Origin of the sequence: Salmonella sp. NW38 (assembly GCF_051807745.1) — a bacterium.
Taxonomy (GTDB): Bacteria; Pseudomonadota; Gammaproteobacteria; order Enterobacterales; family Enterobacteriaceae; genus Salmonella; species Salmonella enterica.
Genome location: NZ_JAMMTO010000014.1, coordinates 43,355 through 70,059 on the forward strand (window position 1 = coordinate 43,355; position 26,705 = coordinate 70,059).

Consider the following 26,705-nt stretch of genomic DNA (forward strand, 5'->3'; position numbering starts at 1 on the left):
TAATAACGGAATGACGTATAGTGGCGAGGCCATATTTTCGTTAAAATAAGAGAACCCCAACGTAAATATACAAAAGGCAATTAAATGAAAAGGAATTTATTATCCTCAGCGATAATCATTGCGCTAATGACCCTGGGCGCAACAGGATGTGATGACAATAATGTTAAAACCGAGGCGACGCCGGCCGCCAGCAGTCAGCCTGCGACGCCAGCGCCTTCTCAGACGCCGGAAACGCAATCTGACGAAAGTCCAGCGCAGCCCTCAGCAGCGAAGCCAGAAACGGCAACTCAGCCCCCGGCGGCGAAGCCAGAAACGCCAGCTCAGCCGGAGGTTGACGCTGAAGAAGTTTATAGTGAAAAAATGGATGTCTATATCGATTGTTTTAATAAACTTCAATTGCCCGTTCAGCACAGTCTGGCGCGTTACGCGGATTGGGTGAAAGACTTTAAAAAAGGTCCGACAGGGAAAGAGAGCCTGGTTTATGGCATTTATGGTATTACGGAGTCTTACATAACGAATTGCCAGAAAGAGATGAAACAGGTGGCCGCCTTAACGCCATTGCTTGAGCCTATTGATGGCGTTGCCGTTAGCTATATTGATAGCGCCGCCGCGCTGGGTAATACCATTAACGAAATGGAAAAATATTATACCCAGGAAAACTATAAAGATGATGCCTTTGCTAAAGGTAAGGCGCTGCATCAGACATTACTGAAGAATATTGAGGATTTTAAACCCGTCTCGGAAAAATATCATGAGGCTATTCAGGAAATAAATGACAAACGGCAATTGACACAGTTGAAGAGAATAGAAGAAGCGGAAGGTAAAACATTTAACTATTATTCTCTGGCTGTCATGATCTCGGCAAAGCAGATCAACAAGGTTATTTCTGCCGATACCTTTGATGCCGAAGCGATGATGAAAAAAGTCGCGGAACTGGAAACAATGATTGCGCAATTGAAAGAAGTGAATACTGATGGCCGTAATTCTTCATTCATCAGCTCTGCGGCTGATTATCAGCTACAAGCTAAAAAATATATTCGTCGCATCAGAGACAATGTTGAGTATTCTGATTTTGAAAAGAAACGGGTGCAGGACCCTGCAACAGGATGGATGGTTGCGGATTCTTATCCGGCGTCGTTGAGAAGTTATAACGAGATGGTGGATGATTATAACCGCCTGCGTTGAGTGACGGCACATTATCTGTGTGCAGGCTGGCGCAAGTGCCTATAAAATTACGCTATAACGCCAATAAAAAGCGCCGATCAGGCGCTTTTTTCGTTTATGTATTCTTCATCAGGCAATATCCGTAAAAATAGCTGACGTAAACATTAACTAAAGAGAGCTATTAGAAAAACCAGTAATCTGAAGCTATCATAAGATGTTGACGTCACGCTGGAAGGTACTGGTAGTGTAATTGAGGATCGGCATTTATATGGAAAGCATTTATCCCGCCTGATGCGAAAATTCTGAGCCACTTCAGCATAGGGCGGCCCAGCCTTCATCACTTATAGGGTGTCACGTTCAACTGTTCTGTAAGACGTTAATTAATACCCGCCATTCGTAATAACGCGGTCACTACCGCAGCGGCGATAATCACCACAATAAGCGGCATTTTACGCCAGGCTAAAAATACGGCGAAGCCAACCCCAAGAACGCGCGCCATTCCGGCAAAATGTTCGCCTTCGTAAAAGGTGGTCGCCAGCGCGACGGAGAATAGCAGCACCGTTGCCGCATCCGAGAGCAGCGCCTGTGAACGCTCAGACAGCGCCAGACGGCTGCCAAGTTTCGCGCCGCCGAGGCGCATCAAATAGGTTCCCGCAGACAAAAGAGCAATACCGATAATAAATAGCGTCATATTGCCCATTATTTTTTCCTCGCCAGTAGGCCAAGCAGCGAAAGCAACACCGGCAATCCGGCAGCCACAAAGGGAACGGCGGCAAGCGACAGCGCGGCGCCGCTGCAACCACGAATCAATGTGGTGCGGTTTTTAAACGCCGGGATCACCAGCGCCAGTAAGATTGCCGGAAATACGGCATCCAGACCGATGGTTTCTGGGGCCGGGAGCAGTTTGCCGACACCTGCGCCAATCAGTGTGCCAATCGGCCAGAATAGGGCGACGCCCAGACCGCATAGCCAGTAGGCGGCTTTACGTTGTTCGGGTGTTTTTTGCGACAGGCCGAACACCACGCTCTCATCATTCATAATATGGCAGCCGAAAAAGCTGGCGGCGCGGGTGCCAACCAAATCGCGCACCGTTACGCCAAACGGCACGTGGCGCGCATTCACCAGCAGTCCTGCCGCCGCCGCCGCTAACGGATTGCCGCCGCTGGCAACAATGCCGATAAACATAAATTCGGACGCGCCCGCCAGCACAAAAATAGAGAGGACAAACGGCACCCACAGAGGGAAACCGTAGGCCATCGCCAGTGAGCCATAGGACATGCCGACGACGCCCACGGCCAGGCACACTAAAAATATCGCTTTTATCGTGTCTCCCTTGAGACAGGAAAAATAGTGTTTCATCTTCTTTAGTCATATCGAACGAATTTTCATTATAATGAACGGAACAGATTTGCTTTACAAGACGAACATTTCGTTCGTTATAGTGAACGTTGGATGCTTTATGACACAACCTATTAGCGTCATTGCCAGAAGTCTGGTACGCGAACGCCAGCGAACCGGACTGTCGCTGGCGGAGATTGCGCGGCGCGCAGGCATCGCTAAATCTACGCTTTCACAACTGGAAGCAGGGAACGGCAACCCCAGTCTGGAGACGTTATGGTCGCTATGCGTCGCGCTCGACATTCCCTTTGCCAGGCTGCTGGAGCCGCAGGTACAAAAAACGCAGGTGATTCGCCGCGGAGAGGGCACCAAAGTCGTGGCGGAGCAGGCGCATTATCAGGCGATATTACTGGCGGCGTGTCCGCCCGGCGCGCGGCGTGATATCTATCTGCTGTTGACGCAGCCGGGGGCCGACCGGATCTCTCACCCGCATCCGCCGGGGTCGGTGGAACATATTATTGTTACGCAGGGAAAAGCCCTCGTCGGCTTAACCGAGGCGCCGGAAGAGCTGGCGGAGGGCGATTACATTTGTTATCCCGGCGACCAGGCGCATATCTTTAAAGCGCTGGAACCGGATACTCAGGCTATCCTGGTAGCGGAGCAGAATTGAAATTGCCGGATGGCGGCGTAACCGCCTTATCCGGCCGACAAAAAATAAAACCGTAGGCCCGGTAAGCTTGCGCCACCGGGCACACGACTTACTGCAGATAGAACACCTCTTTTAGCTCTGCGCTGACCGGGCTGTTATCCGGATTCGCGGGCATAACGTCACGCATATGTTTCCACCAACGCTGGCAAACGTCGGTGCTGGCAACGGCATTCCAGCGCTCCTCGGATTCAATCTCAACGGTGGCGAACAGCAGATTGCGCTCCTGATCGAGATAAATCGCGTAGTGATGCGCGCCGTGAGATTTTAATACGGCTTCCAGCTCCGGCCAGATTGGGTTATGACGACGCTGATACTCCTCGTGCGCGTCGGCATTTACCTGCATCACAAAGGCTTTGCGGATCATAACGCCTCCAGGTACAGCTCGCGAACTTCATCGCGGCTGGCGGTGCGCGGGTTACACGGCGCGCACGGGTCGGCGAGGGCTTTATCCAGCCAGCCTTCGATATCTTCTTTTGTGACGCCCAGCTTGCTGAAACCTTCTGGAATGCCGACGCGTTTGCTCAGCGTACGGATAGCGTTAATCGCTTCCTGACTTGCGGCTTCGTCAGACATACCGCGCGTCTCCACGCCCATCGCCTGTGCGATGCGGGCAAAACGCGCGACGGCGTTCGGACGGTTAAAGTTCTCGACAATTGGCAGCAGGATAGCGTTGCAGACGCCGTGCGGCAGGTTATGAGTTGCGCCCGGCTGGTGCGCCAGCGCGTGAACCAGCCCCAAACCGGCGCTGTTGAACGCCATGCCTGCCAGGTACTGGCCGAATGCCATTTGCTCACGGGCTTCGAGGTTATGACCATCGTCAACCGCTTTCGGTAGCCACACATTGATTAAGCGAATCGCTTCCAGCGCGTTAGCGTCGGTGAGCGGATGCGCGCCAACGGAGACATAGGCTTCCACCGCATGGGTCAGGGCATCCATGCCGGTTGCGGCGGTCACAGAAGCCGGGATTTCCAGCATGACGCTGGCGTCATCCACGGCAATATCCGGGATGATATTCGGGTCGATGATCACCTCTTTGACCTTACGGGCAGAGTCGATAATCACCGCGTTGCTGGTCATCTCGGCCGCGGTACCTGCCGTAGTATTAATCGCTACCAGCGGTACGCCGGCGTTTTTCACTTTGCCGACGCCGGAGTAGGCGGTAGATGGACCTGGGTTGGCGGTCAGAATTTTCACCGCTTTTGCGGTATCGATCGGGCTGCCGCCGCCGAAGGCGATAATGTAGTCACATTCTGCGCTCTGATACGCCGCAAAACCTTTCTGCACCAGCTCTTCTGTCGGATTTGGGAACACCTCATCAAACAGGTGGTAAGACATTTGATGTTCATCCAGTGCGCTAAACAGGCTATCCAGCAGGCCCAGCTTTACCAGTTGACCATCGGTAACGATCAGCGCTTTGCCCCATTGCTTATTCGCCACGAGGTTCACCATATCGGCAATCGCTCCAGCGCCATGCAGGCTAATTTTTGGCAGTGCCAACATAAAGCTCATCACTATTCTCCTTAAAAAAATTCCCTGTTGCCCGATGGCGCTACGCTTATCGGGCCTACGGTAAAATGCGCACCGTCCTGTAGGCCGGATAAGGCAAAGCCGCATCCGGCGTTGAGTTGGGAGGTATCAGTACAGATCTACGGCGCTGGCCAGCGGTGTCACACCAAAACGTTTGCCGAGTGCGACCAGTTCTTCGCGCGTGATGGTCTGCTTCATACCGCCCATCGAATAGATTTTGACTAATACCTCAGCGGATTTCTCTGCGGTATCTATCAAACCGAAGGTTTCATCCAGCGTAGGTCCGCTTCCGAACACGCCGTGGAACGGCCACAGTACCAGCGAATGTTTCTGCATTTCTTGCGCGGTGGCCTGGCCGATTTCATCGGTGCCTGGCACCATCCACGGCAGAATGCCGACACCGTCCGGGAATACCACCAGACATTCGGTGCTGCCTTCCCACAGTTTGCGGGTGATCAGCGCAGTGTTGTTTTCCAGTACGTAGGTGAGGGCGATCAGGTTAGTCGCATGGCAATGCATAATGACGCGGTCTTTGCCGTGGGTGGCTTTGATGCGTTCGCAGTGGGAGAGGAAATGCGCCGGGAGTTCAGAGGTGGGTACCGCGTCGTGGGTTAAGCCCCACAGAATGTGGTAGCCTGCGCCGTCGCTGTCGATTTTGACCACGCCTAAATTGGCTGCCGGATCGAGCTGCACGTTGCGGAAGAATTTGCCGGAACCGGTAACGATAAACGGCGTATTCGCCAGCAGCGGCATGGGTTGACTTAGCGCGATATAGCGCGGTTTTTCGTGGAAATTAGCCGCAAAAGGCGCGATATCGGTTTCATCCAGACGCAGCGTCAGGTTACCGCCATTACGTTCGTCCCACCCTTTCAGCCACGCATCAGACGTGGCTTTAATCATGCCCTGGACAAACCAGGAATCGGTAATATTTTGCATGTTCGTGTTCCCATTCATTGCCCGAAGGTTATTCGGGTCTTACGTAGGCCGGATAAGCGCAGTGCCATCCGGCAATCGTGTTTCATTTATTGCCGGATGGTGACGCGGGCGTCTTATCCGGCCTACAGATCAGGTGTCGCTGTCAGCTACGTTTGCTCAGGATCTCTTTTTCATAGACGCGAACGCTGTCCAGCCACTGGCTGCCAGCCGGCGTGCCGTGACGCTGGCAATACATTTCCCAGACGGCCTGCCACGGCAGAGATTTCTGCTCTTCCAGCAGCGCCAGACGCGCGGTGTAATCGCCGCTGGCTTCAAGCTGACGCAGTTGATCTGTGGGTTCCAGCAGAGCGCGCAGCAGCGCTTTTTTCATGTTGCGGGTACCGATAACCCACGCGGCGACACGGTTGATAGAGGCGTCGAAGAAATCCAGGCCGATATGCACACGGTCGAACAGGTTATGACGGACGATCTCGCTGGCAATTGCCTGGGTTTCATCGTCCAGGAGCACCACGTGGTCGCTATCCCAGCGTACCGGGCGGCTGACGTGCAGCAGCAGCCGTGGCACGTAGAGCATGGCGGCGGAAATTTTGTCGGAAATCACTTCAGTGGGATGGAAGTGGCCCGCATCCAGGCACAGCGCGGTCTGACGGCTGGTGGCGTAGCCCATGTAGAACTCATTGGAGCCGACGGTGTAGCTTTCCGCGCCGATGCCAAACAGTTTGCTTTCGACGGCGTCGATGTGGTGCGCCGGGTCGAATTTCTCGCTAATGACCTCATCCAGCGCTTCCAGCAGGCGCTGGCGCGGGGCTAAACGGTCGACGGTAATGTCTTTCATGCCGTCCGGGATCCAGATGTTCATCACCGACGGCGTACCGAGCTGCTCACCAAAGTATGCCGAGACGCGGCGGCTGGCCTTGCAGTGATCGATCCAGAACTGGCGAATTTTCGCGTCTGGATGAGAGAGGGTAAAACCGTCAGCGCTCAGTGGATGAGAAAAACAGGTGGGGTTGAAATCCAGCCCCAGCCGGTTCGCTTTCGCCCACTCCACCCAGTTTTTAAAATGCTCCGGTTTGATCTGGTCGCGGGCAACCGGCGTATCCGACTCAAGATAAATGGCGTGCAGGTTCAGCCGTTTTGGTCCTGGGATCAGACGCAGCGCCTGTTCCAGATCGGCGCGCAGTTCGGTGGCGTTACGCGCTTTGCCCGGATAGTTGCCGGTTGACTGAATTCCGCCCGTCAACGAACCTTCCGGGTTCTCGAATCCGGCAACATCGTCGCCCTGCCAGCAGTGCATGGAAACCGGCAGGCGATCGAGCTGGCGCAGCGCCTCCTCGACATCAATACCTACTGCGGCGAAACGTTGTTTTGCCAGTTCCCAGGCTTGTTCCAGTTGAGTGGTCATGCGCAAAGCTCCTTTGTCTGTCGTTTGGGTTGAAACTGCGCAACGTGGCGGGCAATTTCACTATCAGGATTAGGGATATAGGTTGTCAGGTCGTAGTTAGCGCTGACGACCTGACGGAAGTCATCGACGTTGTTTAATTCGTCGAGGGTCATAAGCTGAATACCAATATTGCCAAGGGTGGAGGCTTCAACCGGCCCGGCCATCACGCGAATACCACATGCATCGGCGCACAACTGGTTGAGTAGCGCGTTTTGGCATCCGCCGCCGACAATATGCAGTTGGGTAAATTTTTCGCCGCGCAGATTTGCCAGTTCGTGCAGAATGTCGGCATACAACAGCGCCAGACTGTCGAAAATGCAGCGCGCCAGTTCGGCATCGCTGACGGGAACGGGCTGGTCGGTCTCGCGACAGGCGGCCTGGATTTCAGCGCGCATATCGTCAGGATTGATAAAGCGATCGTCATTCGGGTTAATCAGGAAACGGCAGGCCGGCAGCGCTTCTGTTTGGGCGATAAGCGCAGGCAGATCGGTAATGCGCCGTTCTTTCAGCACACGCTGGAGCAGCCACAAACCCATAATGTTTTTCAGTACCCGATAACGCCCTTCCGCGCCGCCTTCGTTGGTGATATTGGCAGCCAGCGCGTTGTCGGTGGTGTAGGGCATTTTGCTTTCAAAACCCATCAACGACCAGGTGCCTGAAGACAGGTAAGCGCTATGTTTATTTGCCAGCGGAGAGGCAATAACGGCGCTGGCGGTATCGTGGCTGGCGACGGCTACCACCGGAATACGGTTGCCCTGCGGGCAAATCCAGTCGCCGATAACATTGCCAGGGTGCGAGGGGCGACCGAACCAGCTCTTTTTCGCGCCAGTCCACGCCAGCAGGGTCTCGTCCCAGTCATCGGTATTGATATTGACCAACTGGGTGGTCGTGGCGTTGGTGTATTCCCAGTTCATTTCACCGGTCAGGCGGTAGCTGAAATAATCGGGCATCAGCAGCGCATGAGCGACCTGCGCCGTTAACTCAGGCTGTTGTTTCGTCAGCGCGCGTAGCTGATAGATGGTGTTAAACGGCAGAAACTGAATCCCGCTGCGGCGATAGATTTCGCTTTTGCCGATCTGGACCAGCGCTTGCGACATGATGCCCGTGGTACGGTTATCGCGGTAGGAGACCGGCAGGCCGACACGCTGACCTTGTTTATCCAGCAGGACATAATCGACGCCCCAGGTGTCGATGCCGATGCTGTCGATAAGAATGCCTTCATTGCAGACTTTCTTCAGACCAAGACGGATATCCTTTTCCAGACTGTCGATGTCCCAGGTGTCAAACCCGTCTGTTTTTTGTAGGCAGTTCACAAAACGGTGAATTTCACGTAGCGTCAGGGTACGGTGTTTGCTGTCGTAACGCGCCAGCATCACGCGCCCGCTGGATGCGCCGAGATCAACCGCGACACAATGGCGAAAAGTCATAATCAGGTCCTTCTTAGAGTCATTGCGCACAGTCTAAAAAAGCCCTCAAAGACCTACCTTCTCGTTACTGACAGGAAAATGAGCCGCTGGCAACAAGGCAAAGATGAACGTGATAGCGTTCACAGTTTCTACTAATAGGCCGGTGTGATGTCGTCCGCATTTCCCGCTTTTTCCCGCCTTTTCTTGAAAAAAAGACCATGTTTGCGCGCTTTAGCGTCAAAAATTTAAGGTGAGGCCGATAGCCCTTAATTACTATTCGGACATGTTGAATTCAGGAGGAAGCAACCATGACCGTACTGCATAGCGTGGATTTTTTTCCATCAGGTAAAGCGCCCGTGGCGATTGAACCCCGTCTGCCGCAAGCCGCTTTCCCTGAACATCATCATGATTTTCATGAAATCGTGATTGTGGAACACGGTACGGGCATTCATGTATTCAACGGGCAGCCGTATACCATCAGCGGCGGTACCGTGTGTTTTGTTCGCGATCACGACCGGCATTTATATGAACATACCGACAACCTATGCCTGACGAATGTACTGTGGCGTTCGCCGGACGCTTTCCAATTCCTGGCGGGGCTGGATCAATTGCTGCCGCAGGAGCAGGATGGTTACTATCCTTCGCACTGGCGGGTGAATCAGAGTGTGTTGCAGCAGGTGCGCCAGTTGGTCGGTCTGATGGAGCGCGCCGGAGACGGCATGGATGCGCCTGCCGTGGCGAATCGCGAAATTTTGTTTATGCAACTACTGGTGTTGTTACGCCGCAGTAGCCTGATGGAAGGCGCGACCAATAACGACGCCAAACTCAACCAACTGATGGCATGGCTGGAAGACCATTTTGCGGAGGAGGTCTGCTGGGAGGCGGTAGCTGAACAGTTTTCGCTGTCGCTACGCACGCTGCATCGTCAGCTTAAACAGCATACCGGGCTGACGCCGCAACGTTACCTTAATCGCCTGCGTTTGATCAAAGCCCGGCATTTATTACGCCATAGCGATCATAGCGTGACAGAAATCGCGTACCGCTGCGGTTTTGGCGACAGTAACCACTTTTCGACTCTGTTTCGCCGAGAATTTAACTGGTCGCCGCGGGATATCCGTCAGGGACGCGATGCGATAATCCAGTAACGCGAACGCTATCAACGTTTTCGTCGCCAATATGCTGATAATTATACCCTTTAATACCGGATGGCGTCTGCGCCTTACCTGGCCTACGGCGGCGAGCGGTAGACAGAATAAGCGTAGCGCCATCCGGCAAGCATTCAACATGAGGTGCTGCGGTGGCAAATCAGTTAATCCTTTTGAAAAAAGATTTTTTTACTGATGAGCAGCAGGCCGTTACGGTTGCCGATCGCTATCCACAGGATGTTTTTGCGGAACATACGCATGAGTTTTGTGAACTGGTGATGGTCTGGCGGGGCAATGGCCTACACGTTCTTAATGAGCGCCCATACAGAATTACCCGCGGCGATCTGTTTTACATTCGTGCTGAAGACAAACACTCCTATACCTCCGTTAACGATCTGGTGCTGCAAAATATCATTTACTGCCCGGAGCGTTTGAAACTCAATGTAAACTGGCAGGCGATGATTCCCGGCTTTCAGGGAGCGCAGTGGCATCCTCACTGGCGGCTGGGCAGTATGGGAATGAATCAGGCGCGGCAGGTCATTAACCAGCTTGAACATGAGAGTAATGGGCGCGATCCGCTGGCGAATGAGATGGCGGAATTGCTGTTTGGTCAACTGGTGATGACGTTAAAACGGCATCGCTACGCGACCGACGATCTTCCGGCAACCTCCAGAGAAACCCTGTTGGATAAATTAATTACCGCTTTGGCTAATAGCCTTGAGCGTCCCTTTGCGCTGGATGCGTTTTGCCAGCAGGAACAATGCAGCGAACGGGTGCTGCGGCAGCAGTTTCGCGCCCAAACCGGGATGACGATTAATCAATATTTACGCCAGGTCCGTATTTGCCACGCGCAGTATCTGCTTCAGCATAGCCCGCTGATGATTAGCGAGATTTCGATGCAGTGCGGTTTTGAAGATAGTAATTATTTTTCAGTGGTGTTCACGCGGGAAACCGGGATGACGCCGAGCCAATGGCGTCATCTCAGTAATCAAAGCGATTAACTGGCCATGCCTAAACCGACAATATTCGCCGCGATAATAATTACCACGCAGCCGAGGCTTAATACGGCAACGGGACGGCGGCCAGCATTTTTCCACTCTTTTAGCACCAGACCGACAAGCCCCCCGCACAGCACATAGAAGCTCATGTGCAGCATCCAGCTCATGTAGTCATATTGCGCGGGAATGCGCGCGTGACCCCAGGCATAAAAAAAGAACTGTAAATACCACATCAGACCGCCAAGCGCGGACAGCAGAATATTGCTGATAATCAACGGTCTTGCCAGCGAGAAGTCGGCTTTTATCGACAGATTTTGCACTTTTGCCAGGCGGATAAAACAGAAACCGAGGTTCACCAGCGCGCCGCCGCCCATAATCACCACGTAACTCGGCAGCGCGACATAGAGCGGGTCAACGCCAAGCGCGGCAGCAGCTTCATGCATCGGTTTCGCGGCGTTCATGGCAAAAGACATCCCCGCCGAGAAAATACCGCACATCACTGCCAGCAGAAGCCCTTTCTTCAGATTGAACTCCTCCGCTTTAATGCCCATTTTGCGTTCTTTTAACTGTCCGGCGCGCGTCACAATCCCGACGCCGATCAGCGCGACAAAAACGCCAAGTAGCGTCATGCGTCCCCCTTCGGTATGGATTAACACATCGAAGTTACCGTTGATGATAGGCGTCATCAGCGTGCCGACGATAAGCGTAATGCCGATAGCGATGCCGATACCCATCGACATCCCGAGATAACGCATGGTCAGACCGTAGTTAATATTGCCGATGCCCCACATGGCGCCGAACAGAAAAACCGGTAAAAGGGTGGAGAGGTTAAACTGTCCATAATAGGCCCAGAAATCAGGCAGTAACAGAGCGCTAATTGTCCACGGCAGAATAAGCCAGGAGACGATGCCGCCCACTGACCACATGGTTTCCCATGACCACTGTTTCACTTGCTTGAACGGAGCATAGAAGCAGGCTGCACTGGCCGCCCCTATCAAATGCCAGAAAATACCCATCGTAATCGCGTTACTCATGACATGTTCCTCATTATTTTTTATGGACGGGATACCCCTTCCGTTTGCATGAGTTTAAAAATTACGCAGCCTGGTAACCTTATAACGATTGCCGCCGTTGGGTGTATTCTGGCAATCAGCACGTTAATGAAGTGATTAACTTCACGTTTTAAAAAAGTCGGAGCTCATCATGACCGTCTGGATGTTATTTAAATCAGTGGGTAATATTGGTTTTCTAAAATACCTTCATCATAACGACACGAAACGACTTAGCTGGCAACAATGCAAAGAAAACACTGCGTGAGATCACATAATGGGAATAGTCTGACTTACCGTTTGATAAAAGGGTAGTTATACAGTAATTATTTAGTTGTTTTATTTGTATTTACAATTTAAATATATTGAAATTAACGTTAGGAATCAATGAAATATAAATATAGGGAAATCCCTATATTGGCTTTGTTGATGGTGTTTTGATTTTTATGTTATATGGCGAATATAAATTTCATTTATTTTATTTTGCTTTTTGAACATTATCCCAATTTTAAATTAAAGATCTTTGCCTATATTGTCGCCATTCACATTGCGTATTATGGTTGTAACGGCCTGACATAAAACAACGTTTTAATTTTAAATTAAATGGATTCTGTTATGAGAAAATCTCTTTTCTTACTATTACCTCTTGTTGTAACAAATGCGCATGCAGTATATGTCGATGTTCGTCATGAATATCTTGATGATAGTAAAGCTAACTATGACCGTGCGTATATTTCTCATCGGTTTGCGAATGGTGTTGGTTTTGCGATAGAAGCTATCTCAAAATCAGGCGGGGATGACACCAATAAAGCGTTTAATGACCTGGAAACACAGGGCAACGAATATACGATAAGCTACCAATTTAAAACCGGTGATGTCGCCTGGCAACCGGGTTTTGTGCTGGAAACAGGCAACGGTTACTCTACCTATAAGCCTTACTTCCGCGCGACGTGGACATTAAATGAAAGCTGGTGGGTTGGCGCGCGCTATCGTTTTGAATATGTACGCCGTTCTTCTGATATCCGTGATGATGATACCATCAATCGTATGGATGTCTGGGCGGGTTATAAATGGAACAATTTTGACTGGACAATCGAAGGAATTTATAAGAAAGCCGATAAATATGATCTTTACGATGGCGGCAAAGATAATTATGAATATAACTTCAGAACTGCCTATATTATTGACCAATGGTCGCCATTCGTTGAGGTAGGTAATGTTTCCGTCAATAGCAACAGCGATGAAAGACAAACCCGTTTCCGCGTGGGTATAGGCTACACATTCTAATCATTATCCCTGTTTATTATTTATTCCCTTTTCCGGCTACTTTATAGGTAGCCGGTTTTTTTTACCTGGTGATGACCTGCGGATAATTATTATCGTGCGTTGGCCGGATAAGACGCGAATCGCCATCCGGCAACGAGATGTGCAGGAAACTATGCGCTTACATGATGCCCAGTAGACGGGGTAAGAACAGTGTGATTTCCGGAATGTAGGTAATTAATAACAGAACGCCGATAATCGCGCCGTAAAAAGGCAGCAACGGTTTAATCACTTCCTCAACTTTGACCTTACCGACGCTCGCCCCGACATATAAACCACTGCCAACTGGCGGCGTAATAGTGCCAATCGCCAGGTTATAGATCATGATAATGCCGAAATGCACCGGATCGACGCCCAGTTTAGCCATGATCGGCAGCAGAATCGGGGTAAAAATCAGAATGGCCGGACCGATATCCATAAATGCGCCGATAATCAACAAAAAGACGGTAATGACTAACAGGATAACCAGTTTATTGGCGGAAATACCGAGGATCATATCGCTCAGCGCCGCAGGAATATTGGTGATCGACATCGAGAAGGACATCGCCGAAGAGGTTGCCAGCAGGAACATGATGACCCCGGTCATTACCACTGTCTGGAGCAAAATCGAAGGCAAATCCTTAATTTTCAGCGTGCGGTAAAACACCATCGTCAGCAATAACGTATACACCACGGCAATCGCGGAGGCTTCAATGGCGGTGAAAATCCCCTGCACAATGCCGCCGACAATAATCACGATCAGCAGCAGGCTGGGAATGGCCTCAACGGCAACTTTTAGCGCCATGCCTTTTTGGACGGTGAAGAAAACCCGATAATTTCGACGCTTAGCGACCACCAGCGTGACCAGCATACAGCCAACGCCCCACAGCACACCCGCAACCAGACCGCCGGCGAACAGAGCGGCAATCGATGTTCCCCCGCTTGCCAGCGCATAAAGGATAAAAGCCGTGGTGGGCGGAATTAACATTCCCGTCGGCGCGGAGGCGATATTCACCGCGGCCGCAAAGCCGCGATCGTAACCTTCGCGCGCGCTCATCGGCACCATCACGCCGCCGATGGAGGTTGAGGCGGCAATTGCCGATCCGGAAATTGCACCAAACATCATATTGCCGACGATGTTGGTGTAAGAGAGCGAGCCGGGCAGTTTGCCAGTAAACAGTTTGGCAAAATTGACCAGCCGGGCGGCAATTCCCCCGCTATTCATGATCACCCCGGACAAAACGAAGAACGGCACGGCCAGCAAGGCAAAACTGTCCAGGCTGGAGAACATTTTTTGCGCGGTGGCGAACATCGAAATATCGAAAGGCAGTACCAGCATCATGGTGCTGAAAGAGGCGATAACGATGCAGATCCCGATAGGCGCGCCCATGGCCAGTAAAACAACAAAGACGGCAATTAGCGTACAGGACGCAAAAATAGGGTCAATCATGTGATTTCTCCAGAGTGTGCTCAGTGGTATCCGTGGCGGAATGGATAGCTTTCAGGGCGTCAACGATATTCAGCAGCCCATAGAGGATGATCAGTACGCCCGCGCAGGGGAGCGCGTAATAAATTTTCCCCATCGGGATGCCCAGCGCAGGGGAGATTTGCAGCATAGAAATCGCAGAAATCTTTAAGCCGCCGATAATCAATACCCAAATGGAAAATGCGATAAAAATGACCTGCAGGATAATATCCCACCAGCCGCGAATCGTCGGCGACACCTTATCCAGTAAGAGAGTCAGGCTAATATGCTGTTTCTGACCGGCGACAAAAGCCATGCCCAGCATTGATACCCACACCAGGAGAAATCGCAGCATCTCTTCGGTAAGGGTGCTGGGAACGCCCAGAATGTAGCGGCTCACCACCTGCCAGCAGGCGATGCCAACCATTATCGCCAGCACCAGGCAACAGATAGCGCCCAGCAATAAATCAAGTCCTTTTCTGAATGTGTTCATCTTAATTTCCTGATTAGATTAATTTTTTGCTGTCTGGATACGTTGATACAGCCCGTAAAGCCGCGGTTTGTTTTTCAGACCGTCGTAAATAGGCTGTACTGCCTTCTGGAAGGGTTTTTTGTCGATCTCGTAGAATTCAACGTTGAAATCTTTTACCGCCGCCAGCCTGGTTTTCTCTATTTCCTTGTCCCATGCGGCTTTCTCAAATTCGATCGACGCCTTGATGGCGGCTTCGACGATGCGCTGCTGTTCCGGCGTCAGCTTTTCCAGCGTGAGGGTACTCATTAGCAGGATATCGGGAATGCGGGTGTGCATATCGTAGGTGTAATAACGGGCGACTTCGCCGTGGCGGGCGATGGTGAGAGCGAACTCATTGTTTTCCGCGCCGTCGAGAATGCCTTGTTGTAACGAGGTATAGACCTCCGCCTGGCTCATGGCGATGGGCGAAGCGCCCAGCAGTTTGAGAGTTTGGATCGCCGTCTCACTCTGCATGACGCGGATCTTCTTCCCGCGTAAATCCTCAATGCGTTTAACCGGCGCTTTGCTCATATAAAAATTACGCGCGCCGGAATCATACCAGCCTACGCCGACAAACCCCTGTGCGGCGGTGGACTGATAAACAGGCTCCATCACCTGTGGGTTATCCATTACGCGGTAGTATTCATCGACGGTGGCAAACAGGTAGGGAAGTGAGAACACGCCGTACTCAGGCGAAAAACTCTCCATCAGCCCGGACGACACTTTAGTGATGTCGACGACGCCGACCTGCGTCAACTCCACCAGTTCGCGCTCGCCGCCAAGCTGTCCGTCCGGGAAGTACTGTACTTTGATATCGCCGCCCGTTTTCTCTTCAACTTGCTGCCCCAGGAAGTGCAACGCATCTTTTACCGGCTGGCTATTTTCAGCGTAGGCCAGGCGCAAAATGGTTTCGCCGTGGGAGAAGAAAGAGAGTGTGGAGAGTAAGGCCAACGTAGCCAGACGTATAAAACCAGGTTGCTTCATAATTCCCTCGCAATTGTAATAATTTACCGGGAATGTAATTGCATGGTGAAATTATAACCTTCTTGATTTTGCCACCGATGACAAAATTTGGCACCAAAAGAAAGATTTTGAAACCCTGTTTCACATTTCATGATTTCCAGGAATTCATCAACAGGCGGTTTCGGTTGGAGGCGTAAAAAACGGTTTTTTTCAGCGGATGCCGTAACGTTTATAACCCTGGAAAAAGTACGGCATTGATAATCATTTTCAATATCATTTAATTAACTATAATGAACCAACTGCTTACGCGGCGTTAACACTGTGCCGCTCGACAATAATGGAGATGATTATGAGTTATACACTGCCATCCCTGCCGTACGCTTATGATGCACTGGAACCGCACTTCGATAAGCAGACGATGGAGATTCACCACACCAAACACCATCAAACCTATGTCAACAACGCTAACGCGGCGCTGGAAAACCTGCCTGAGTTTGCTGACCTGCCGGCTGAAGAACTGATTACTAAACTGGACCAGGTGCCAGCGGACAAAAAAACCGTGCTGCGTAACAACGCCGGCGGCCACGCTAACCACAGCCTGTTCTGGAAAGGGCTGAAAAAAGGCACCACTCTGCAGGGCGACCTGAAAGCGGCTATCGAGCGTGACTTCGGTTCCGTTGACAACTTCAAAGCTGAATTCGAAAAAGCAGCAGCAACCCGTTTCGGCTCCGGCTGGGCGTGGCTGGTGCTGAAAGGCGACAAACTGGCTGTGGTTTCTACCGCAAACCAGGATTCCCCGCTGATGGGTGAAGCCATTTCCGGCGCTTCCGGCTTCCCGATCCTGGGTCTGGACGTGTGGGAACACGCTTACTACCTGAAATTCCAGAACCGCCGCCCGGACTACATCAAAGAGTTCTGGAACGTGGTGAACTGGGACGAAGCAGCAGCGCGTTTCGCCGCTAAAAAATAATTTGCATTGCACGTCTGTAGAAGCGAGTCTGATGACTCGCTTTTTTTGTATCCGCGTAAGGAGCAGCAGATGCATTATCCGGTTGACGTGTTTATTGGCAAAATTCGTGACTATGACGGCAGCCGCCCGAGCGCTATCGCCAAGGTGCAAATCGACGGCGAACTTATGCTGACCGAGCTGGGTCTGGCAGGCGATCAGCAGGCCGAAAAGAAAATCCACGGCGGCCCCGACCGCGCGCTATGCCATTACCCCCGTGAACACTATGCTGATTGGATTCGCCAGTTCCCCGAGCAGGCGACGCTGTTTTGCGCCCCGGCGTTTGGCGAGAATCTGTCGACGGACGGAATGACCGAACACAACGTGTTTATTGGCGACATCTACCGCTGGGGCGAGGCGTTGATCCAGGTCACTCAGCCGCGCTCTCCATGCTTTAAACTTAATTTCCACTTTGCCATCAGCGACATGGCCCTCCTTATGCAGAACAGCGGAAAAACCGGCTGGCTGTATCGGGTCATTGCGCCAGGTAAGGTCTCCAGCGATGCGCCGCTGGAACTGGCGTCGCGTCTGAGCGATGTCTCGGTTCATGAAGCGGGTGTTATCGCCTGGTCTATGCCGTTTGATGACGAACAATATCATCGGCTGCTGAGCGCCGCCGGGCTGTCGGCGAGCTGGAGCCGCACCATGCAGAAGCGTCGTTTGAGCGGCAAAATTGAAGATAGCGCCAGACGGCTGTGGGGTGATAAAACTCCGCCAAAATGAAAGGAAGGGTTATGACTGAAGCTGAAAATGCGGTGGCGATCGTAAAAGAATTTTTGGTGGCCTCGATGATTCCTGATGCTGAACGCGCCGCAACGTATATGCACCCGGAGGTGAAAATTACCTTCACCGGAGGCCGGGCGATGGCGGGCGCGGCAGATATAGCGCAGTTTAACGGCGCTCGCTACAAGTGGGTGAAGAAGGCGCTGGGCGAGTTTGATGCGGTGCAGCATGATGATTACGTTGTGATTTATTCCAACGGTACGTTGTATGGCGAATGGCCCGACGGTCGCCCGTTTGCCGATAACCGCTTTATCGACCGCTTCGAAGTGCGCGATGGCAAAATTACCCGGATGGACGTGTGGAATGACAGCGCCGAGTGGATTTTAGCGCCAGACATTTCCCGGTAAATCTTGATGGCGAGATAAAAAATCGGCCTGCATTCGCAGGCCGATGGTTTTTAGGTTCGCTTGTACAGCGGTAGCCACAGCGTGAGCCGCAACCCACCCAGTGGGCTATCGTCAGCCTTCACCCAGCCGCGGTGCTGCTGCATGGCGCTTTCAACAATCGCCAGCCCCAGCCCGGTGCCGCCAGACTCGCGGTCGCGCGCCTCATCAGTGCGATAGAACGGACGGAAGATCTGCTCACGGTCTTCAGGGCTGACGCCCGGCCCGTCGTCATCGACCGTGATCGTAATACCGTCTTTATCCACCGAGAAGCCGACTTCAATCTTCGTATGTGAATAGCGCAGCGCATTACGAACAATATTTTCCAGCGCGCTTTCCAGCGCGTTTGGGTTGCCATAGAGCGGCCACGGCCCCGGCGGATAATTTACCGTTAACGACTTGCCCATCTGTTCGGCTTCAAAGGCGGCGTTATCCAGCACTTCGCCCCATAGCTGATTGGCTTTCATCGTTTCGCTGACCAGCGCGTTTTTCTGTTGGTTACGCGACATCACCAGCAGGTCATTGATCATGCTGTCCAGACGCTGCGCTTCGGTTTCAATACGCTCCAGCTCTTTGCTTTCGCCGCCACGACGACGCAGCAGCGCGGTACCCAGTTGCAGGCGCGTAAGGGGCGTTCGCAGCTCATGGGAGATGTCTGACAGCAAACGCTGCTGCGAGGTCATCATCCGTTCCAGCGCCGTCACCATCTGGTTAAAACTGGCGCCAGCGGCGAGGAACTCCTGCGGACCCGCCTCCAGTTCCGGATGCTGACGCAGGTTGCCTTGCGCCACTTCATCAGCCGCGTTTTTCAACTTACGCGCCGGTTTCGCCAGACTCCATGCCAGCCATAGCAAGAGCGGCGAACTGACCAGCATCGTGACAATGAGCAACAGAAGCGGGCGGTCAAACAGCAGATTAATAAAATCGGATTGCGAACTGCTGGCCGGTCGAATCAGGTAAAGCTGGTAATTATCCTCTCCGTCGCGAACGGAGAACGGCCCCACCATCTCTACGCGGCCATATTTTTTCTTCTGCGGATGATCGGCGTTATCCGCCTGACCAATGAAGTTACGAATGATCTGCATTTCGCTGCGTTCAGCGCCGATCACGCGTCCTTCAGAGGTCACCAGTAATAACCGCTGTCCAGGCGGCGCCCACTTATCGATCGCGCGGAACAGGCGACGCCACCACATCAGGTCGTTGGGTGGATCGTTCGCAAGTTCAGCTTCTACATGTTGCTCTATCATCAATCCCTGGCGCTGCTCGCTGTCCAGCAGCTCGGTCATCTGGCGTGAATCGAGCTTGGGCAACATCAGGACCAGCATTAGCACCAGCGCCAGCGTCAACCAGAAGATGGCGAAGATGCGCGCGGTTAAACTTCCTATCATGAAGCGGAAACCATCAGATAGCCGCGACCACGCAATGTTTTAAACCACGGGTGACCGTCTTTGCGTTCCGGCAGTTTGCGGCGCAGGTTAGAAATATGCATATCAATAGCGCGATCGAACGGCGTCAGGCGCTTGCCCAGCACTTCCTGACTTAAATGTTCACGGGAAACCACCTGGCCGAGGTGTTGCGCCAGCAAATAGAGCAGGGTGAACTCCGTACCGGTCAGCTCCAGCGTTTGGCCATCGAAACTGGCTTCCTGGCGGCCCGGATTAAGGCTTAGCGCATCGACTTCCAGCGTCGGCGAGCCGTTGTCGCTGCTCTGCTGCTGTTCGCTCCAGTGGGAACGGCGCAAAATAGCCCTGATGCGCGCTACCAGCTCGCGGTCGTTAAACGGTTTGGGCAAATAGTCGTCCGCGCCCAGCTCAAGGCCGAGAACGCGATCCAGCTCGCTGCCGCGCGCGGTCAGCATAATGACAGGCGTCTGGTGTGTCTGGCGAAGCGCTTTCAACGTATCGATACCGTTTTTCTTCGGCATCATGACGTCAAGCAAAAGTAAATCGATGCTGTCATCCAAAAGCTCAAGCGCCTGCTCGCCGTCGTGGGCCACCAGGACATTAAAACCTTCCATTTCGAGGAGCTCTTTTAACAGGGAAGTCAGCTCTCGGTCATCATCAACTAACAGGATTTTATTCATTGTTTACGTACCTCCGAGGCAGAAATTACGTCATCAGGCGTCGCTAATCCATGACTTTACGTTGTTTTACACCCCCTGACGCATGTTTGCAGCCCGAATCGTAAACTGTCTCTCGTTGAATCGCGACAGAAAAGATTTTGGGAGCAAGCGATGCGCAAAGTTACCGCTGCTGTTATGGCCTCAACGCTGGCATTCAGTTTTTTAAGCCACGCAGCTGAAGTTGTTACAAGCGATAACTGGCACCCCGGTGACGGGGCCACGCAGCGTAGCGCGCAAAATCATATGTTTGACGGCATAAGTTTAACCGAACATCAGCGTCAGCAGATGCGAGATCTTATGCAACAGGCAAGGCACGAACAGCCTCCTGTTAATGTTAGCGAAATGGAGACAATGCATCGGCTTGTCACCGCAGAAAAATTTGATGAAAGCGCTGTGCGCGCTCAGGCAGAAAAAATGGCGCAAGAGCAGGTCGCCCGCCAGGTCGAAATGGCCCGCGTGCGTAACCAGATGTATCGCCTGTTAACGCCGGAGCAGCAAGCGGTTTTGAATGAAAAGCATCAGCAACGAATGGAGCAACTGCGCGACGTGGCGCAATGGCAAAAAAGTTCATCGTTGAAATTATTGAGTAGTAGCAACTCACGTTCCCAGTAACAACCCTGTTTTCCTTGCCATAGACACCATCCCTGTCTTCCCCCACATGATGTGGGGGTTTTTTTATCTCCAGTTTGTCATTCTGTTATTAGCTTACTGTTTTAAACCATCCGTTATACTACCGGCAGAAGATAGCGGGAGTATTTATGAATCAAACCTATGGACGGCTGGTTAGCCGGGCGGCTATCGCGGCAACGGCGATGGCATCAGCGTTACTTTTGATCAAAATTTTTGCGTGGTGGTATACGGGATCGGTGAGTATTCTGGCGGCGTTGGTGGACTCGCTGGTGGATATTGCCGCGTCATTGACGAATTTGTTGGTCGTGCGTTATTCGCTGCAACCCGCAGATGATGAACACACGTTTGGGCACGGTAAAGCGGAGTCGCTGGCGGCACTGGCGCAAAGTATGTTTATTTCCGGTTCGGCGTTGTTTCTGTTTTTGACCAGTATCCAGAATCTGATTAAGCCGACGCCAATGAACGACCCCGGCGTGGGGATTGGCGTTACCGTCATCGCTCTGATATGCACTATTATACTGGTCACGTTTCAGCGCTGGGTGGTACGCAAGACCCAAAGTCAGGCGGTACGGGCGGATATGCTTCATTATCAGTCTGATGTTATGATGAACGGAGCGATTCTTATCGCGCTGGGGTTATCCTGGTACGGTTGGCATCGTGCGGATGCCCTGTTTGCGTTAGGTATCGGCATCTATATTTTGTATAGCGCGTTACGTATGGGGTATGAGGCGGTGCAGTCATTATTGGATCGCGCGCTGCCCGATGCGGAACGACAGGAAATTATTGATATCGTGACGTCATGGCCGGGAGTCAGCGGCGCGCACGATCTCCGCACGCGGCAGTCAGGGCCGACCCGCTTTATTCAGATTCATTTGGAAATGGAAGATAATCTGCCGCTCGTTCAGGCGCATTTAGTGGCTGAACAGGTAGAGCAGGCGATTTTGCGGCGTTTTCCGGGTTCAGATGTCATTATTCATCAGGATCCCTGTTCAGTCGTCCCCACGGAAGGCAAGAAGTTCGAGCTTGTATAATTGATTGTTAAAAAGTGAGCCAGGCCAGCATTTTGTGTATAAATTACCGCCATTTGGCCTGACCTGAATCAATTCAGCAGGAAGGGATTGTTATACTATCTGTATATTCGTTGGATCGTTTCGAAGTGCGAAATCGGCTTCCGGCAATAGATTTCATTTTGCATTCCAAAGTTCAGAGGTAGTCATGATTAAGAAAATCGGTGTGTTGACAAGCGGCGGTGATGCGCCGGGCATGAACGCGGCAATCCGCGGTGTTGTGCGCGCAGCGTTGACGGAAGGGCTGGAAGTCATGGGCATTTATGACGGCTATCTGGGCCTGTATGAAGATCGTATGGTTCAGCTTGACCGTTACAGCGTATCTGACATGATCAACCGTGGCGGTACTTTCCTCGGTTCCGCCCGTTTCCCGGAATTCCGTGACGAAAATATTCGCGCTGTCGCGATCGAAAACCTGAAAAAACGCGGTATCGATGCGCTGGTAGTTATTGGCGGCGACGGTTCTTATATGGGTGCAAAACGTCTGACTGAAATGGGCTTCCCGTGCATCGGTCTGCCAGGCACTATCGATAACGACATCAAAGGCACCGACTACACTATCGGCTACTTCACTGCTCTCGGCACTGTAGTGGAAGCGATTGACCGTCTGCGTGACACCTCCTCTTCTCACCAGCGTATCTCTATCGTTGAGGTGATGGGCCGTTATTGCGGCGACCTGACGTTGGCGGCGGCTATTGCTGGCGGCTGTGAGTTTATCGTGGTGCCGGAAGTTGAATTTAATCGCGAAGATCTGGTGGCGGAAATCAAAGCCGGGATCGCGAAAGGGAAAAAACACGCTATCGTCGCTATCACCGAACATATGTGTGATGTTGACGAACTGGCGCACTTTATTGAAAAAGAAACGGGCCGTGAAACGCGTGCGACGGTGCTCGGCCACATTCAGCGCGGTGGTTCCCCGGTACCTTACGATCGCATTCTGGCTTCCCGTATGGGCGCGTATGCTATTGACCTGCTGCTGGAAGGCCATGGCGGTCGTTGTGTTGGTATCCAGAACGAGCAGCTTGTTCATCATGACATCATCGATGCGATTGAAAACATGAAGCGTCCGTTCAAAAGCGACTGGATGGAGTGCGCGAAAAAACTGTACTGATTGTTTTTGCGCGCCTGATGGCGCTACGCTTATCAGGCCTACAGGTTGCAGAAACGTGTAGGCCGGATTAGGCGCTAGCCGCCATTCGGCAATCCCTCAGATTTATTCCTCGAAGTTATAGCCAATCTTTTTTTATTCTTTAATGTTTGGATCTCTTTCTGGCACGCTTTGCTCATCACAACACAACATAAGCGAGTCGGGCGATGAAAAAGTGGGGCGTGGGGTTCACATTATTGCTGGCGTCAACCAGCATTCTGGCAAAGGATATTCAGTTACTTAACGTATCGTACGATCCAACGCGTGAGCTGTACGAGCAGTACAACAAAGCGTTTAGCGCGCACTGGAAGCAGGAAACCGGCGACAACGTCGTGATCCGCCAATCGCACGGCGGTTCGGGTAAACAGGCGACTTCCGTTATTAACGGCATTGAAGCCGATGTCGTGACGCTGGCGCTGGCTTACGATGTGGACGCTATTGCGGAACGTGGTCGTATCGATAAAAACTGGATTAAGCGTCTGCCAGATAACTCAGCACCTTACACCTCCACCATCGTTTTCCTGGTCCGTAAAGGCAATCCAAAACAAATTCATGACTGGAACGATCTGATTAAACCCGGTGTGTCGGTGATTACGCCAAACCCGAAAAGCTCCGGCGGCGCACGCTGGAACTATCTGGCGGCATGGGGCTACGCCCTGCACCACAACAATAACGATCAGGCCAAAGCGCAGGACTTTGTCAAAGCCCTGTTTAAAAACGTTGAAGTGCTGGACTCCGGCGCGCGCGGCTCAACCAATACTTTCGTTGAACGCGGTATCGGTGATGTGCTGATTGCCTGGGAAAACGAAGCGCTACTGGCGACGAATGAACTGGGTAAAGATAAATTCGAGATAGTGACCCCGAGTGAATCTATTCTCGCAGAGCCGACCGTGTCCGTGGTGGATAAAGTCGTTGAGAAGAAAGGGACGAATGCGGTGGCGGAAGCGTATCTGAAGTATCTCTACTCGCCGGAAGGGCAGGAGATAGCAGCGAAAAACTTCTACCGTCCGCGCGATGCTGACGTGGCGAAAAAATACGACGATGCGTTTCCGAAGCTGAAGCTTTTCACCATTGACGAGGTGTTTGGCGGCTGGGCGAAGGCGCAAAAAGATCACTTCGCTAATGGTGGTACGTTCGACCAAATCAGCAAACGCTAAACCGTTTATAAACCCGGTAACGTATTATGTTACCGGGTTTTTTCTTTGCCACAATTTTGCGTTACTCTTCCCCGTCTATGGGTCACAGGGAACGCATAACATGAAAAAAACAGGTTACTTTTTACTGGCGGTGATAGTGATTGTTGCCGCGGCGGGCGTCGGTTACTGGAAATTTTCCGGCAATCCTGATGCATTACGGGAAATCGTGCTTGAACAATGCCTGCCCGATCAGTTACAGCATCAAAATCCAGCGCCTTGCGCGGAAGTCAAACCTCGCGCCGGCTATGTCGTCTTTAAAGATCGTCACGGTCCGTTGCAATATTTATTGATGCCCACCTACCGTATCAACGGTACAGAAAGCCCGCTATTGCTGGAACCCGCTACGCCCAACTTTTTCTGGCTGGCCTGGCAGGCTCGCGGCTATATGAGTAAAAAATACGGGCATGATATTCCGGATAGCGCAGTCTCGCTGGCGATTAATTCGCGGCTTGGTCGTTCACAGGACCATTTGCATATCCATATTTCTTGCATCCGTCCTGACGTTCGGGAACAACTGGATAACGATCTCACGCGCATCAGCACTCGCTGGCTTCCGCTACCGGGCGACCTGATGGGGCATGAATACCTGGCGCGCCGGGTAACCGAGAGCGAACTGGCGCAGCGTAGTCCGTTTATGATGTTGGCGGAAGAGGTGCCGGAAGCGCGCGATCATATGGGACGCTATGGGCTGGCGGTGGTACGCCAAAGCGATGGCTCTTTTGTCCTGCTGGCGACCGAGCGTAACCTGCTGACGCTTAATCGCGCATCGGCGGAAGAGATTCAGGACCATAGTTGCGCCATTTTGTCTTCCCGCTGATTTTCGTTCCACCCTCTGCTCATTATCTTATTGATTCTTATCCCGGTTTAAAACTGGGGTAAGATCGTGTCTATAAAAATATGTGAAACCGATCAAAAGATATAAAGGTATACCTTTATATCTTTTTGTGGTTAGTTACACTCTCTTCATAGCCTCCATAGATTGTCTGGCGGATGGCTTATATATAAAAACGTTTTTATTTCATGTAGTGACATCATTAATTGTTCACCAGATTTGCGCTGTTAAGCGTAAAGGAATATCAACATGAAACTTTCTATCGTGGAAAAAATCGGCTTCGGCGCGGGAGATATGGCGATAAACGTTGTGATTATCGCCATGCAGCTGCTCCTCGCCTATTTCTATACCGATATCTACGGCCTGAGCGCCGCTGATGTTGGCGTACTGTTTGTGGTTGTGCGGATGATTGATGCCATTATCGATCCGGCCATGGGGGTTCTGACCGATAAACTGAACACGCGCTGGGGGCGTTACCGCCCGTGGCTGCTGTGGTTTGCCATTCCTTTTGGCTTCGCCGTTTATTTGATGTTTATTACGCCTGATATGGCTTATATGGCCAAGCTGGCATGGGCCTATGGCACCTATATTCTTATGACCCTGGTCTATACCGCGATCACCATTCCCTATATTTCGATGATTGGCGTGATTACCAGCGACCCCGTCGAACGGTTAAGCGCCAACGGTTATCGTTTTGTGATGACCAAGATTGCCGCTTTCCTGGTGACTATCGTCGTACCGATGCTTGCCGTCTGGCTGGGGCAGGGCAACAAGGCGCTGGGCTATCAGTTTTCGATGGGGCTGATGGGGGCGATGGGCGCCCTGCTGTTTATCTTCTGTTTTCTTACCACGCGTGAACGCAGCGAGCCGGAAATTACCTCGCTATCGGTGGGGAAACAGTTTAAATATCTGTTACGTAACGATCAGTGGATTATTCTCGGCGTTGTTATTCTGCTGCTGATGTGCGGTTATGTTATTCGCGGTTCCGTTGCCGCTTATTACGCTAAGTATTATCTGAACGGCGGAGATAGCCTGATTTCACCCTTCCTGACTACCGGCGTCATCGCTTCAATTTTAGCGATGATCGCCACCACCTGGATAACCAAGTTCTGGGACAAAATTAAGATGTTCCGCTACACCCAGATTATTACCTTTATCCTGAGCGCGCTGATGTATTTCTCCGTCGGGCGTGAAAATCTTGTCCTGGCGTTTGCGTTCTATTTTCTTATTAATTTCTTCTGCGATATGCAAATGCCGGTGTTCTGGTCCTCTATCGCCGAAGCGGTGGATTACGGAGAAAAGAAAACCGGCCTGCGCGTTTCCGGGTTGGCGTTTGGCGGCATCCTCTTCTTCCAGAAGTTTGGGATGGGGATCGCGGGCGGGATACTCGGATTCCTGCTGAGCCACTTTGGCTATCAGGCCGATGTTGAACAGACCGCACGTTCGCTCACCGGTATTGCGCTGATGATGACGCTCATTCCGGCTCTGTTCCACCTTGCGGTTGGGCTGCTTATGAAAAAGTATCTGATTAATAATGAATATTATCGAGATATTCAGCTTGCCCTGGCGCAGAAACAGGCATAAG

General features: G+C 52.0%; 27 protein-coding genes. 14 read left to right on the top strand and 13 right to left on the bottom strand.

The genetic code is table 11. From position 1 onward, the window contains the following. Window positions 1-84: 84 nt before the first annotated feature. The gene (locus NA624_RS20890; RefSeq protein WP_000828037.1) at window positions 85-1,185 is read left to right on the top strand and encodes a YiiG family protein; all 1,101 of its coding nucleotides are present in this window, start codon (window positions 85-87) and stop codon (window positions 1,183-1,185) included. A 355-nt stretch (window positions 1,186-1,540) separates the two neighbouring features. On the opposite strand, the gene NA624_RS20895 is transcribed toward NA624_RS20890, so the two are convergent. Beyond that, on the bottom strand, window positions 1,541-1,864 hold the full coding sequence (locus NA624_RS20895; RefSeq protein ID WP_000527677.1) for an AzlD domain-containing protein: 324 nt from the start codon (window positions 1,862-1,864) through the stop codon (window positions 1,541-1,543). Further along, window positions 1,864-2,523, bottom strand: coding sequence for an AzlC family ABC transporter permease (locus NA624_RS20900; RefSeq protein ID WP_000683586.1), 660 nt, complete (start codon window positions 2,521-2,523; stop codon window positions 1,864-1,866). The genes NA624_RS20895 and NA624_RS20900 overlap by 1 nt, the downstream gene beginning before the upstream one ends. A gap of 100 nt (window positions 2,524-2,623) precedes the next feature. Between NA624_RS20900 and NA624_RS20905 the strand changes: the two genes are divergently transcribed. Further along, window positions 2,624-3,172: a helix-turn-helix domain-containing protein gene (locus tag NA624_RS20905; RefSeq protein WP_001517951.1), complete on the top strand. Its 549-nt coding sequence runs from the start codon at window positions 2,624-2,626 to the stop codon at window positions 3,170-3,172. Between the two features lie 88 nt (window positions 3,173-3,260). On the opposite strand, the gene rhaM is transcribed toward NA624_RS20905, so the two are convergent. From rhaM to rhaB, 5 genes are all read right to left on the bottom strand, one after another. Beyond that, window positions 3,261-3,575, bottom strand: a complete 315-nt coding sequence (gene rhaM, locus NA624_RS20910) for an L-rhamnose mutarotase (RefSeq protein WP_000619478.1) — start codon at window positions 3,573-3,575, stop codon at window positions 3,261-3,263. After that, the gene (gene fucO / locus NA624_RS20915; protein WP_000009253.1) at window positions 3,572-4,720 is read right to left on the bottom strand and encodes a lactaldehyde reductase; all 1,149 of its coding nucleotides are present in this window, start codon (window positions 4,718-4,720) and stop codon (window positions 3,572-3,574) included. Before fucO ends, rhaM begins: the two co-directional genes overlap by 4 nt. A gap of 126 nt (window positions 4,721-4,846) precedes the next feature. After that, the gene (gene rhaD / locus NA624_RS20920; protein WP_001179697.1) at window positions 4,847-5,674 is read right to left on the bottom strand and encodes a rhamnulose-1-phosphate aldolase; all 828 of its coding nucleotides are present in this window, start codon (window positions 5,672-5,674) and stop codon (window positions 4,847-4,849) included. 142 nt (window positions 5,675-5,816) lie between these two features. Continuing rightward, window positions 5,817-7,076, bottom strand: a complete 1,260-nt coding sequence (gene rhaA, locus NA624_RS20925; RefSeq protein ID WP_000211474.1) for an L-rhamnose isomerase — start codon at window positions 7,074-7,076, stop codon at window positions 5,817-5,819. After that, complete coding sequence (rhaB, locus tag NA624_RS20930; RefSeq protein ID WP_000143975.1) at window positions 7,073-8,542, bottom strand: rhamnulokinase; 1,470 nt, start codon at window positions 8,540-8,542, stop codon at window positions 7,073-7,075. Before rhaB ends, rhaA begins: the two co-directional genes overlap by 4 nt. A gap of 287 nt (window positions 8,543-8,829) precedes the next feature. Between rhaB and rhaS the strand changes: the two genes are divergently transcribed. Continuing rightward, entirely contained in the window at window positions 8,830-9,666 is an 837-nt protein-coding gene (gene rhaS / locus NA624_RS20935) for an HTH-type transcriptional activator RhaS (RefSeq protein WP_000217112.1), read from the top strand. 152 nt (window positions 9,667-9,818) lie between these two features. Then, window positions 9,819-10,667 carry an HTH-type transcriptional activator RhaR gene (rhaR, locus tag NA624_RS20940; RefSeq protein ID WP_000013292.1) on the top strand — a complete coding sequence of 283 codons (849 nt, stop codon included), beginning with the start codon at window positions 9,819-9,821 and terminating at the stop codon, window positions 10,665-10,667. Here rhaR and rhaT read toward each other — a convergent pair. Further along, window positions 10,664-11,698 carry an L-rhamnose/proton symporter RhaT gene (gene rhaT, locus NA624_RS20945; RefSeq protein ID WP_000063541.1) on the bottom strand — a complete coding sequence of 345 codons (1,035 nt, stop codon included), beginning with the start codon at window positions 11,696-11,698 and terminating at the stop codon, window positions 10,664-10,666. The genes rhaR and rhaT overlap by 4 nt on opposite strands. Before the next feature lie 618 nt (window positions 11,699-12,316). Between rhaT and NA624_RS20950 the strand changes: the two genes are divergently transcribed. Continuing rightward, on the top strand, window positions 12,317-13,000 hold the full coding sequence (locus NA624_RS20950) for an oligogalacturonate-specific porin KdgM family protein (RefSeq protein ID WP_000378721.1): 684 nt from the start codon (window positions 12,317-12,319) through the stop codon (window positions 12,998-13,000). A 157-nt stretch (window positions 13,001-13,157) separates the two neighbouring features. Here the strand turns inward: NA624_RS20950 and NA624_RS20955 are convergent, their stop codons facing one another. The 3 genes from NA624_RS20955 to NA624_RS20965 are packed head-to-tail and all read right to left on the bottom strand — an operon-like array spanning window position 13,158 to window position 15,975. Next, window positions 13,158-14,465 carry a TRAP transporter large permease gene (locus NA624_RS20955; protein WP_000566800.1) on the bottom strand — a complete coding sequence of 436 codons (1,308 nt, stop codon included), beginning with the start codon at window positions 14,463-14,465 and terminating at the stop codon, window positions 13,158-13,160. After that, a complete protein-coding gene (locus NA624_RS20960) occupies window positions 14,458-14,973 on the bottom strand; it encodes a TRAP transporter small permease (RefSeq protein ID WP_001091413.1) in 516 nt (171 codons plus the stop codon). Before NA624_RS20960 ends, NA624_RS20955 begins: the two co-directional genes overlap by 8 nt. A gap of 18 nt (window positions 14,974-14,991) precedes the next feature. Continuing rightward, window positions 14,992-15,975, bottom strand: a complete 984-nt coding sequence (locus NA624_RS20965; protein ID WP_000812816.1) for a TRAP transporter substrate-binding protein — start codon at window positions 15,973-15,975, stop codon at window positions 14,992-14,994. Window positions 15,976-16,303: 328 nt separating this feature from the next. Here NA624_RS20965 and sodA point away from each other — a divergent pair, with 328 nt between their 5' ends. From sodA to NA624_RS20980, 3 genes are all read left to right on the top strand, one after another. Then, window positions 16,304-16,924, top strand: coding sequence for a superoxide dismutase [Mn] (gene sodA, locus NA624_RS20970; protein WP_000122628.1), 621 nt, complete (start codon window positions 16,304-16,306; stop codon window positions 16,922-16,924). A gap of 69 nt (window positions 16,925-16,993) precedes the next feature. Beyond that, a complete protein-coding gene (yiiM, locus tag NA624_RS20975) occupies window positions 16,994-17,683 on the top strand; it encodes a 6-hydroxyaminopurine reductase (protein WP_000559225.1) in 690 nt (229 codons plus the stop codon). An 11-nt stretch (window positions 17,684-17,694) separates the two neighbouring features. Beyond that, complete coding sequence (locus NA624_RS20980; RefSeq protein WP_000133441.1) at window positions 17,695-18,090, top strand: nuclear transport factor 2 family protein; 396 nt, start codon at window positions 17,695-17,697, stop codon at window positions 18,088-18,090. Between the two features lie 50 nt (window positions 18,091-18,140). On the opposite strand, the gene cpxA is transcribed toward NA624_RS20980, so the two are convergent. Together cpxA and cpxR are read right to left on the bottom strand one after the other, a co-directional pair. Further along, entirely contained in the window at window positions 18,141-19,514 is a 1,374-nt protein-coding gene (gene cpxA / locus NA624_RS20985; RefSeq protein ID WP_000580402.1) for an envelope stress sensor histidine kinase CpxA, read from the bottom strand. Beyond that, complete coding sequence (gene cpxR / locus NA624_RS20990; RefSeq protein ID WP_001033731.1) at window positions 19,511-20,209, bottom strand: envelope stress response regulator transcription factor CpxR; 699 nt, start codon at window positions 20,207-20,209, stop codon at window positions 19,511-19,513. The genes cpxA and cpxR overlap by 4 nt, the downstream gene beginning before the upstream one ends. Window positions 20,210-20,359: 150 nt before the next feature. Here cpxR and cpxP point away from each other — a divergent pair, with 150 nt between their 5' ends. The 6 genes from cpxP (at window position 20,360) to NA624_RS21020 (ending at window position 26,704) form a co-directional block, all read left to right on the top strand. After that, window positions 20,360-20,860 (top strand): cell-envelope stress modulator CpxP, encoded by a 501-nt coding sequence (gene cpxP / locus NA624_RS20995; RefSeq protein WP_001233463.1) that lies wholly within the window; start codon window positions 20,360-20,362, stop codon window positions 20,858-20,860. A gap of 146 nt (window positions 20,861-21,006) precedes the next feature. Further along, complete coding sequence (gene fieF / locus NA624_RS21000; protein ID WP_001077322.1) at window positions 21,007-21,909, top strand: CDF family cation-efflux transporter FieF; 903 nt, start codon at window positions 21,007-21,009, stop codon at window positions 21,907-21,909. 184 nt (window positions 21,910-22,093) lie between these two features. Continuing rightward, window positions 22,094-23,056 (top strand): 6-phosphofructokinase, encoded by a 963-nt coding sequence (pfkA, locus tag NA624_RS21005; protein ID WP_000591793.1) that lies wholly within the window; start codon window positions 22,094-22,096, stop codon window positions 23,054-23,056. Between the two features lie 203 nt (window positions 23,057-23,259). After that, window positions 23,260-24,249 carry a sulfate ABC transporter substrate-binding protein gene (locus NA624_RS21010; protein ID WP_000758714.1) on the top strand — a complete coding sequence of 330 codons (990 nt, stop codon included), beginning with the start codon at window positions 23,260-23,262 and terminating at the stop codon, window positions 24,247-24,249. A gap of 100 nt (window positions 24,250-24,349) precedes the next feature. Next, window positions 24,350-25,105, top strand: a complete 756-nt coding sequence (locus NA624_RS21015) for a CDP-diacylglycerol diphosphatase (protein ID WP_000750758.1) — start codon at window positions 24,350-24,352, stop codon at window positions 25,103-25,105. Window positions 25,106-25,369: 264 nt separating this feature from the next. After that, window positions 25,370-26,704, top strand: a complete 1,335-nt coding sequence (locus tag NA624_RS21020) for an MFS transporter (protein ID WP_000777310.1) — start codon at window positions 25,370-25,372, stop codon at window positions 26,702-26,704. The last annotated feature ends 1 nt before the right edge of the window (window position 26,705 follow it).

What these genes read in the sequence shown, in the direction of transcription:
- pfkA (WP_000591793.1), top strand. Translation starts at nt 22,094, where the DNA reads ATGATTAAGAAAATCGGTGTGTTGACAAGCGGCGGTGATGCGCCGGGC.
- fieF (WP_001077322.1), top strand. Translation starts at nt 21,007, where the DNA reads ATGAATCAAACCTATGGACGGCTGGTTAGCCGGGCGGCTATCGCGGCA.
- yiiM (WP_000559225.1), top strand. Translation starts at nt 16,994, where the DNA reads ATGCATTATCCGGTTGACGTGTTTATTGGCAAAATTCGTGACTATGAC.
- NA624_RS20950 (WP_000378721.1), top strand. Translation starts at nt 12,317, where the DNA reads ATGGATTCTGTTATGAGAAAATCTCTTTTCTTACTATTACCTCTTGTT.
- NA624_RS20905 (WP_001517951.1), top strand. Translation starts at nt 2,624, where the DNA reads ATGACACAACCTATTAGCGTCATTGCCAGAAGTCTGGTACGCGAACGC.
- sodA (WP_000122628.1), top strand. Translation starts at nt 16,304, where the DNA reads ATGAGTTATACACTGCCATCCCTGCCGTACGCTTATGATGCACTGGAA.
- NA624_RS20965 (WP_000812816.1), bottom strand. Translation starts at nt 15,975, where the DNA reads ATGAAGCAACCTGGTTTTATACGTCTGGCTACGTTGGCCTTACTCTCC.
- cpxA (WP_000580402.1), bottom strand. Translation starts at nt 19,514, where the DNA reads ATGATAGGAAGTTTAACCGCGCGCATCTTCGCCATCTTCTGGTTGACG.
- NA624_RS21015 (WP_000750758.1), top strand. Translation starts at nt 24,350, where the DNA reads ATGAAAAAAACAGGTTACTTTTTACTGGCGGTGATAGTGATTGTTGCC.
- cpxP (WP_001233463.1), top strand. Translation starts at nt 20,360, where the DNA reads ATGCGCAAAGTTACCGCTGCTGTTATGGCCTCAACGCTGGCATTCAGT.
- NA624_RS20955 (WP_000566800.1), bottom strand. Translation starts at nt 14,465, where the DNA reads ATGATTGACCCTATTTTTGCGTCCTGTACGCTAATTGCCGTCTTTGTT.
- NA624_RS20890 (WP_000828037.1), top strand. Translation starts at nt 85, where the DNA reads ATGAAAAGGAATTTATTATCCTCAGCGATAATCATTGCGCTAATGACC.
- rhaA (WP_000211474.1), bottom strand. Translation starts at nt 7,076, where the DNA reads ATGACCACTCAACTGGAACAAGCCTGGGAACTGGCAAAACAACGTTTC.
- rhaD (WP_001179697.1), bottom strand. Translation starts at nt 5,674, where the DNA reads ATGCAAAATATTACCGATTCCTGGTTTGTCCAGGGCATGATTAAAGCC.
- NA624_RS20980 (WP_000133441.1), top strand. Translation starts at nt 17,695, where the DNA reads ATGACTGAAGCTGAAAATGCGGTGGCGATCGTAAAAGAATTTTTGGTG.
- NA624_RS20900 (WP_000683586.1), bottom strand. Translation starts at nt 2,523, where the DNA reads ATGAAACACTATTTTTCCTGTCTCAAGGGAGACACGATAAAAGCGATA.
- rhaB (WP_000143975.1), bottom strand. Translation starts at nt 8,542, where the DNA reads ATGACTTTTCGCCATTGTGTCGCGGTTGATCTCGGCGCATCCAGCGGG.
- NA624_RS21020 (WP_000777310.1), top strand. Translation starts at nt 25,370, where the DNA reads ATGAAACTTTCTATCGTGGAAAAAATCGGCTTCGGCGCGGGAGATATG.
- cpxR (WP_001033731.1), bottom strand. Translation starts at nt 20,209, where the DNA reads ATGAATAAAATCCTGTTAGTTGATGATGACCGAGAGCTGACTTCCCTG.
- fucO (WP_000009253.1), bottom strand. Translation starts at nt 4,720, where the DNA reads ATGAGCTTTATGTTGGCACTGCCAAAAATTAGCCTGCATGGCGCTGGA.
- NA624_RS20960 (WP_001091413.1), bottom strand. Translation starts at nt 14,973, where the DNA reads ATGAACACATTCAGAAAAGGACTTGATTTATTGCTGGGCGCTATCTGT.
- rhaS (WP_000217112.1), top strand. Translation starts at nt 8,830, where the DNA reads ATGACCGTACTGCATAGCGTGGATTTTTTTCCATCAGGTAAAGCGCCC.
- NA624_RS21010 (WP_000758714.1), top strand. Translation starts at nt 23,260, where the DNA reads ATGAAAAAGTGGGGCGTGGGGTTCACATTATTGCTGGCGTCAACCAGC.
- rhaT (WP_000063541.1), bottom strand. Translation starts at nt 11,698, where the DNA reads ATGAGTAACGCGATTACGATGGGTATTTTCTGGCATTTGATAGGGGCG.
- rhaM (WP_000619478.1), bottom strand. Translation starts at nt 3,575, where the DNA reads ATGATCCGCAAAGCCTTTGTGATGCAGGTAAATGCCGACGCGCACGAG.
- NA624_RS20895 (WP_000527677.1), bottom strand. Translation starts at nt 1,864, where the DNA reads ATGGGCAATATGACGCTATTTATTATCGGTATTGCTCTTTTGTCTGCG.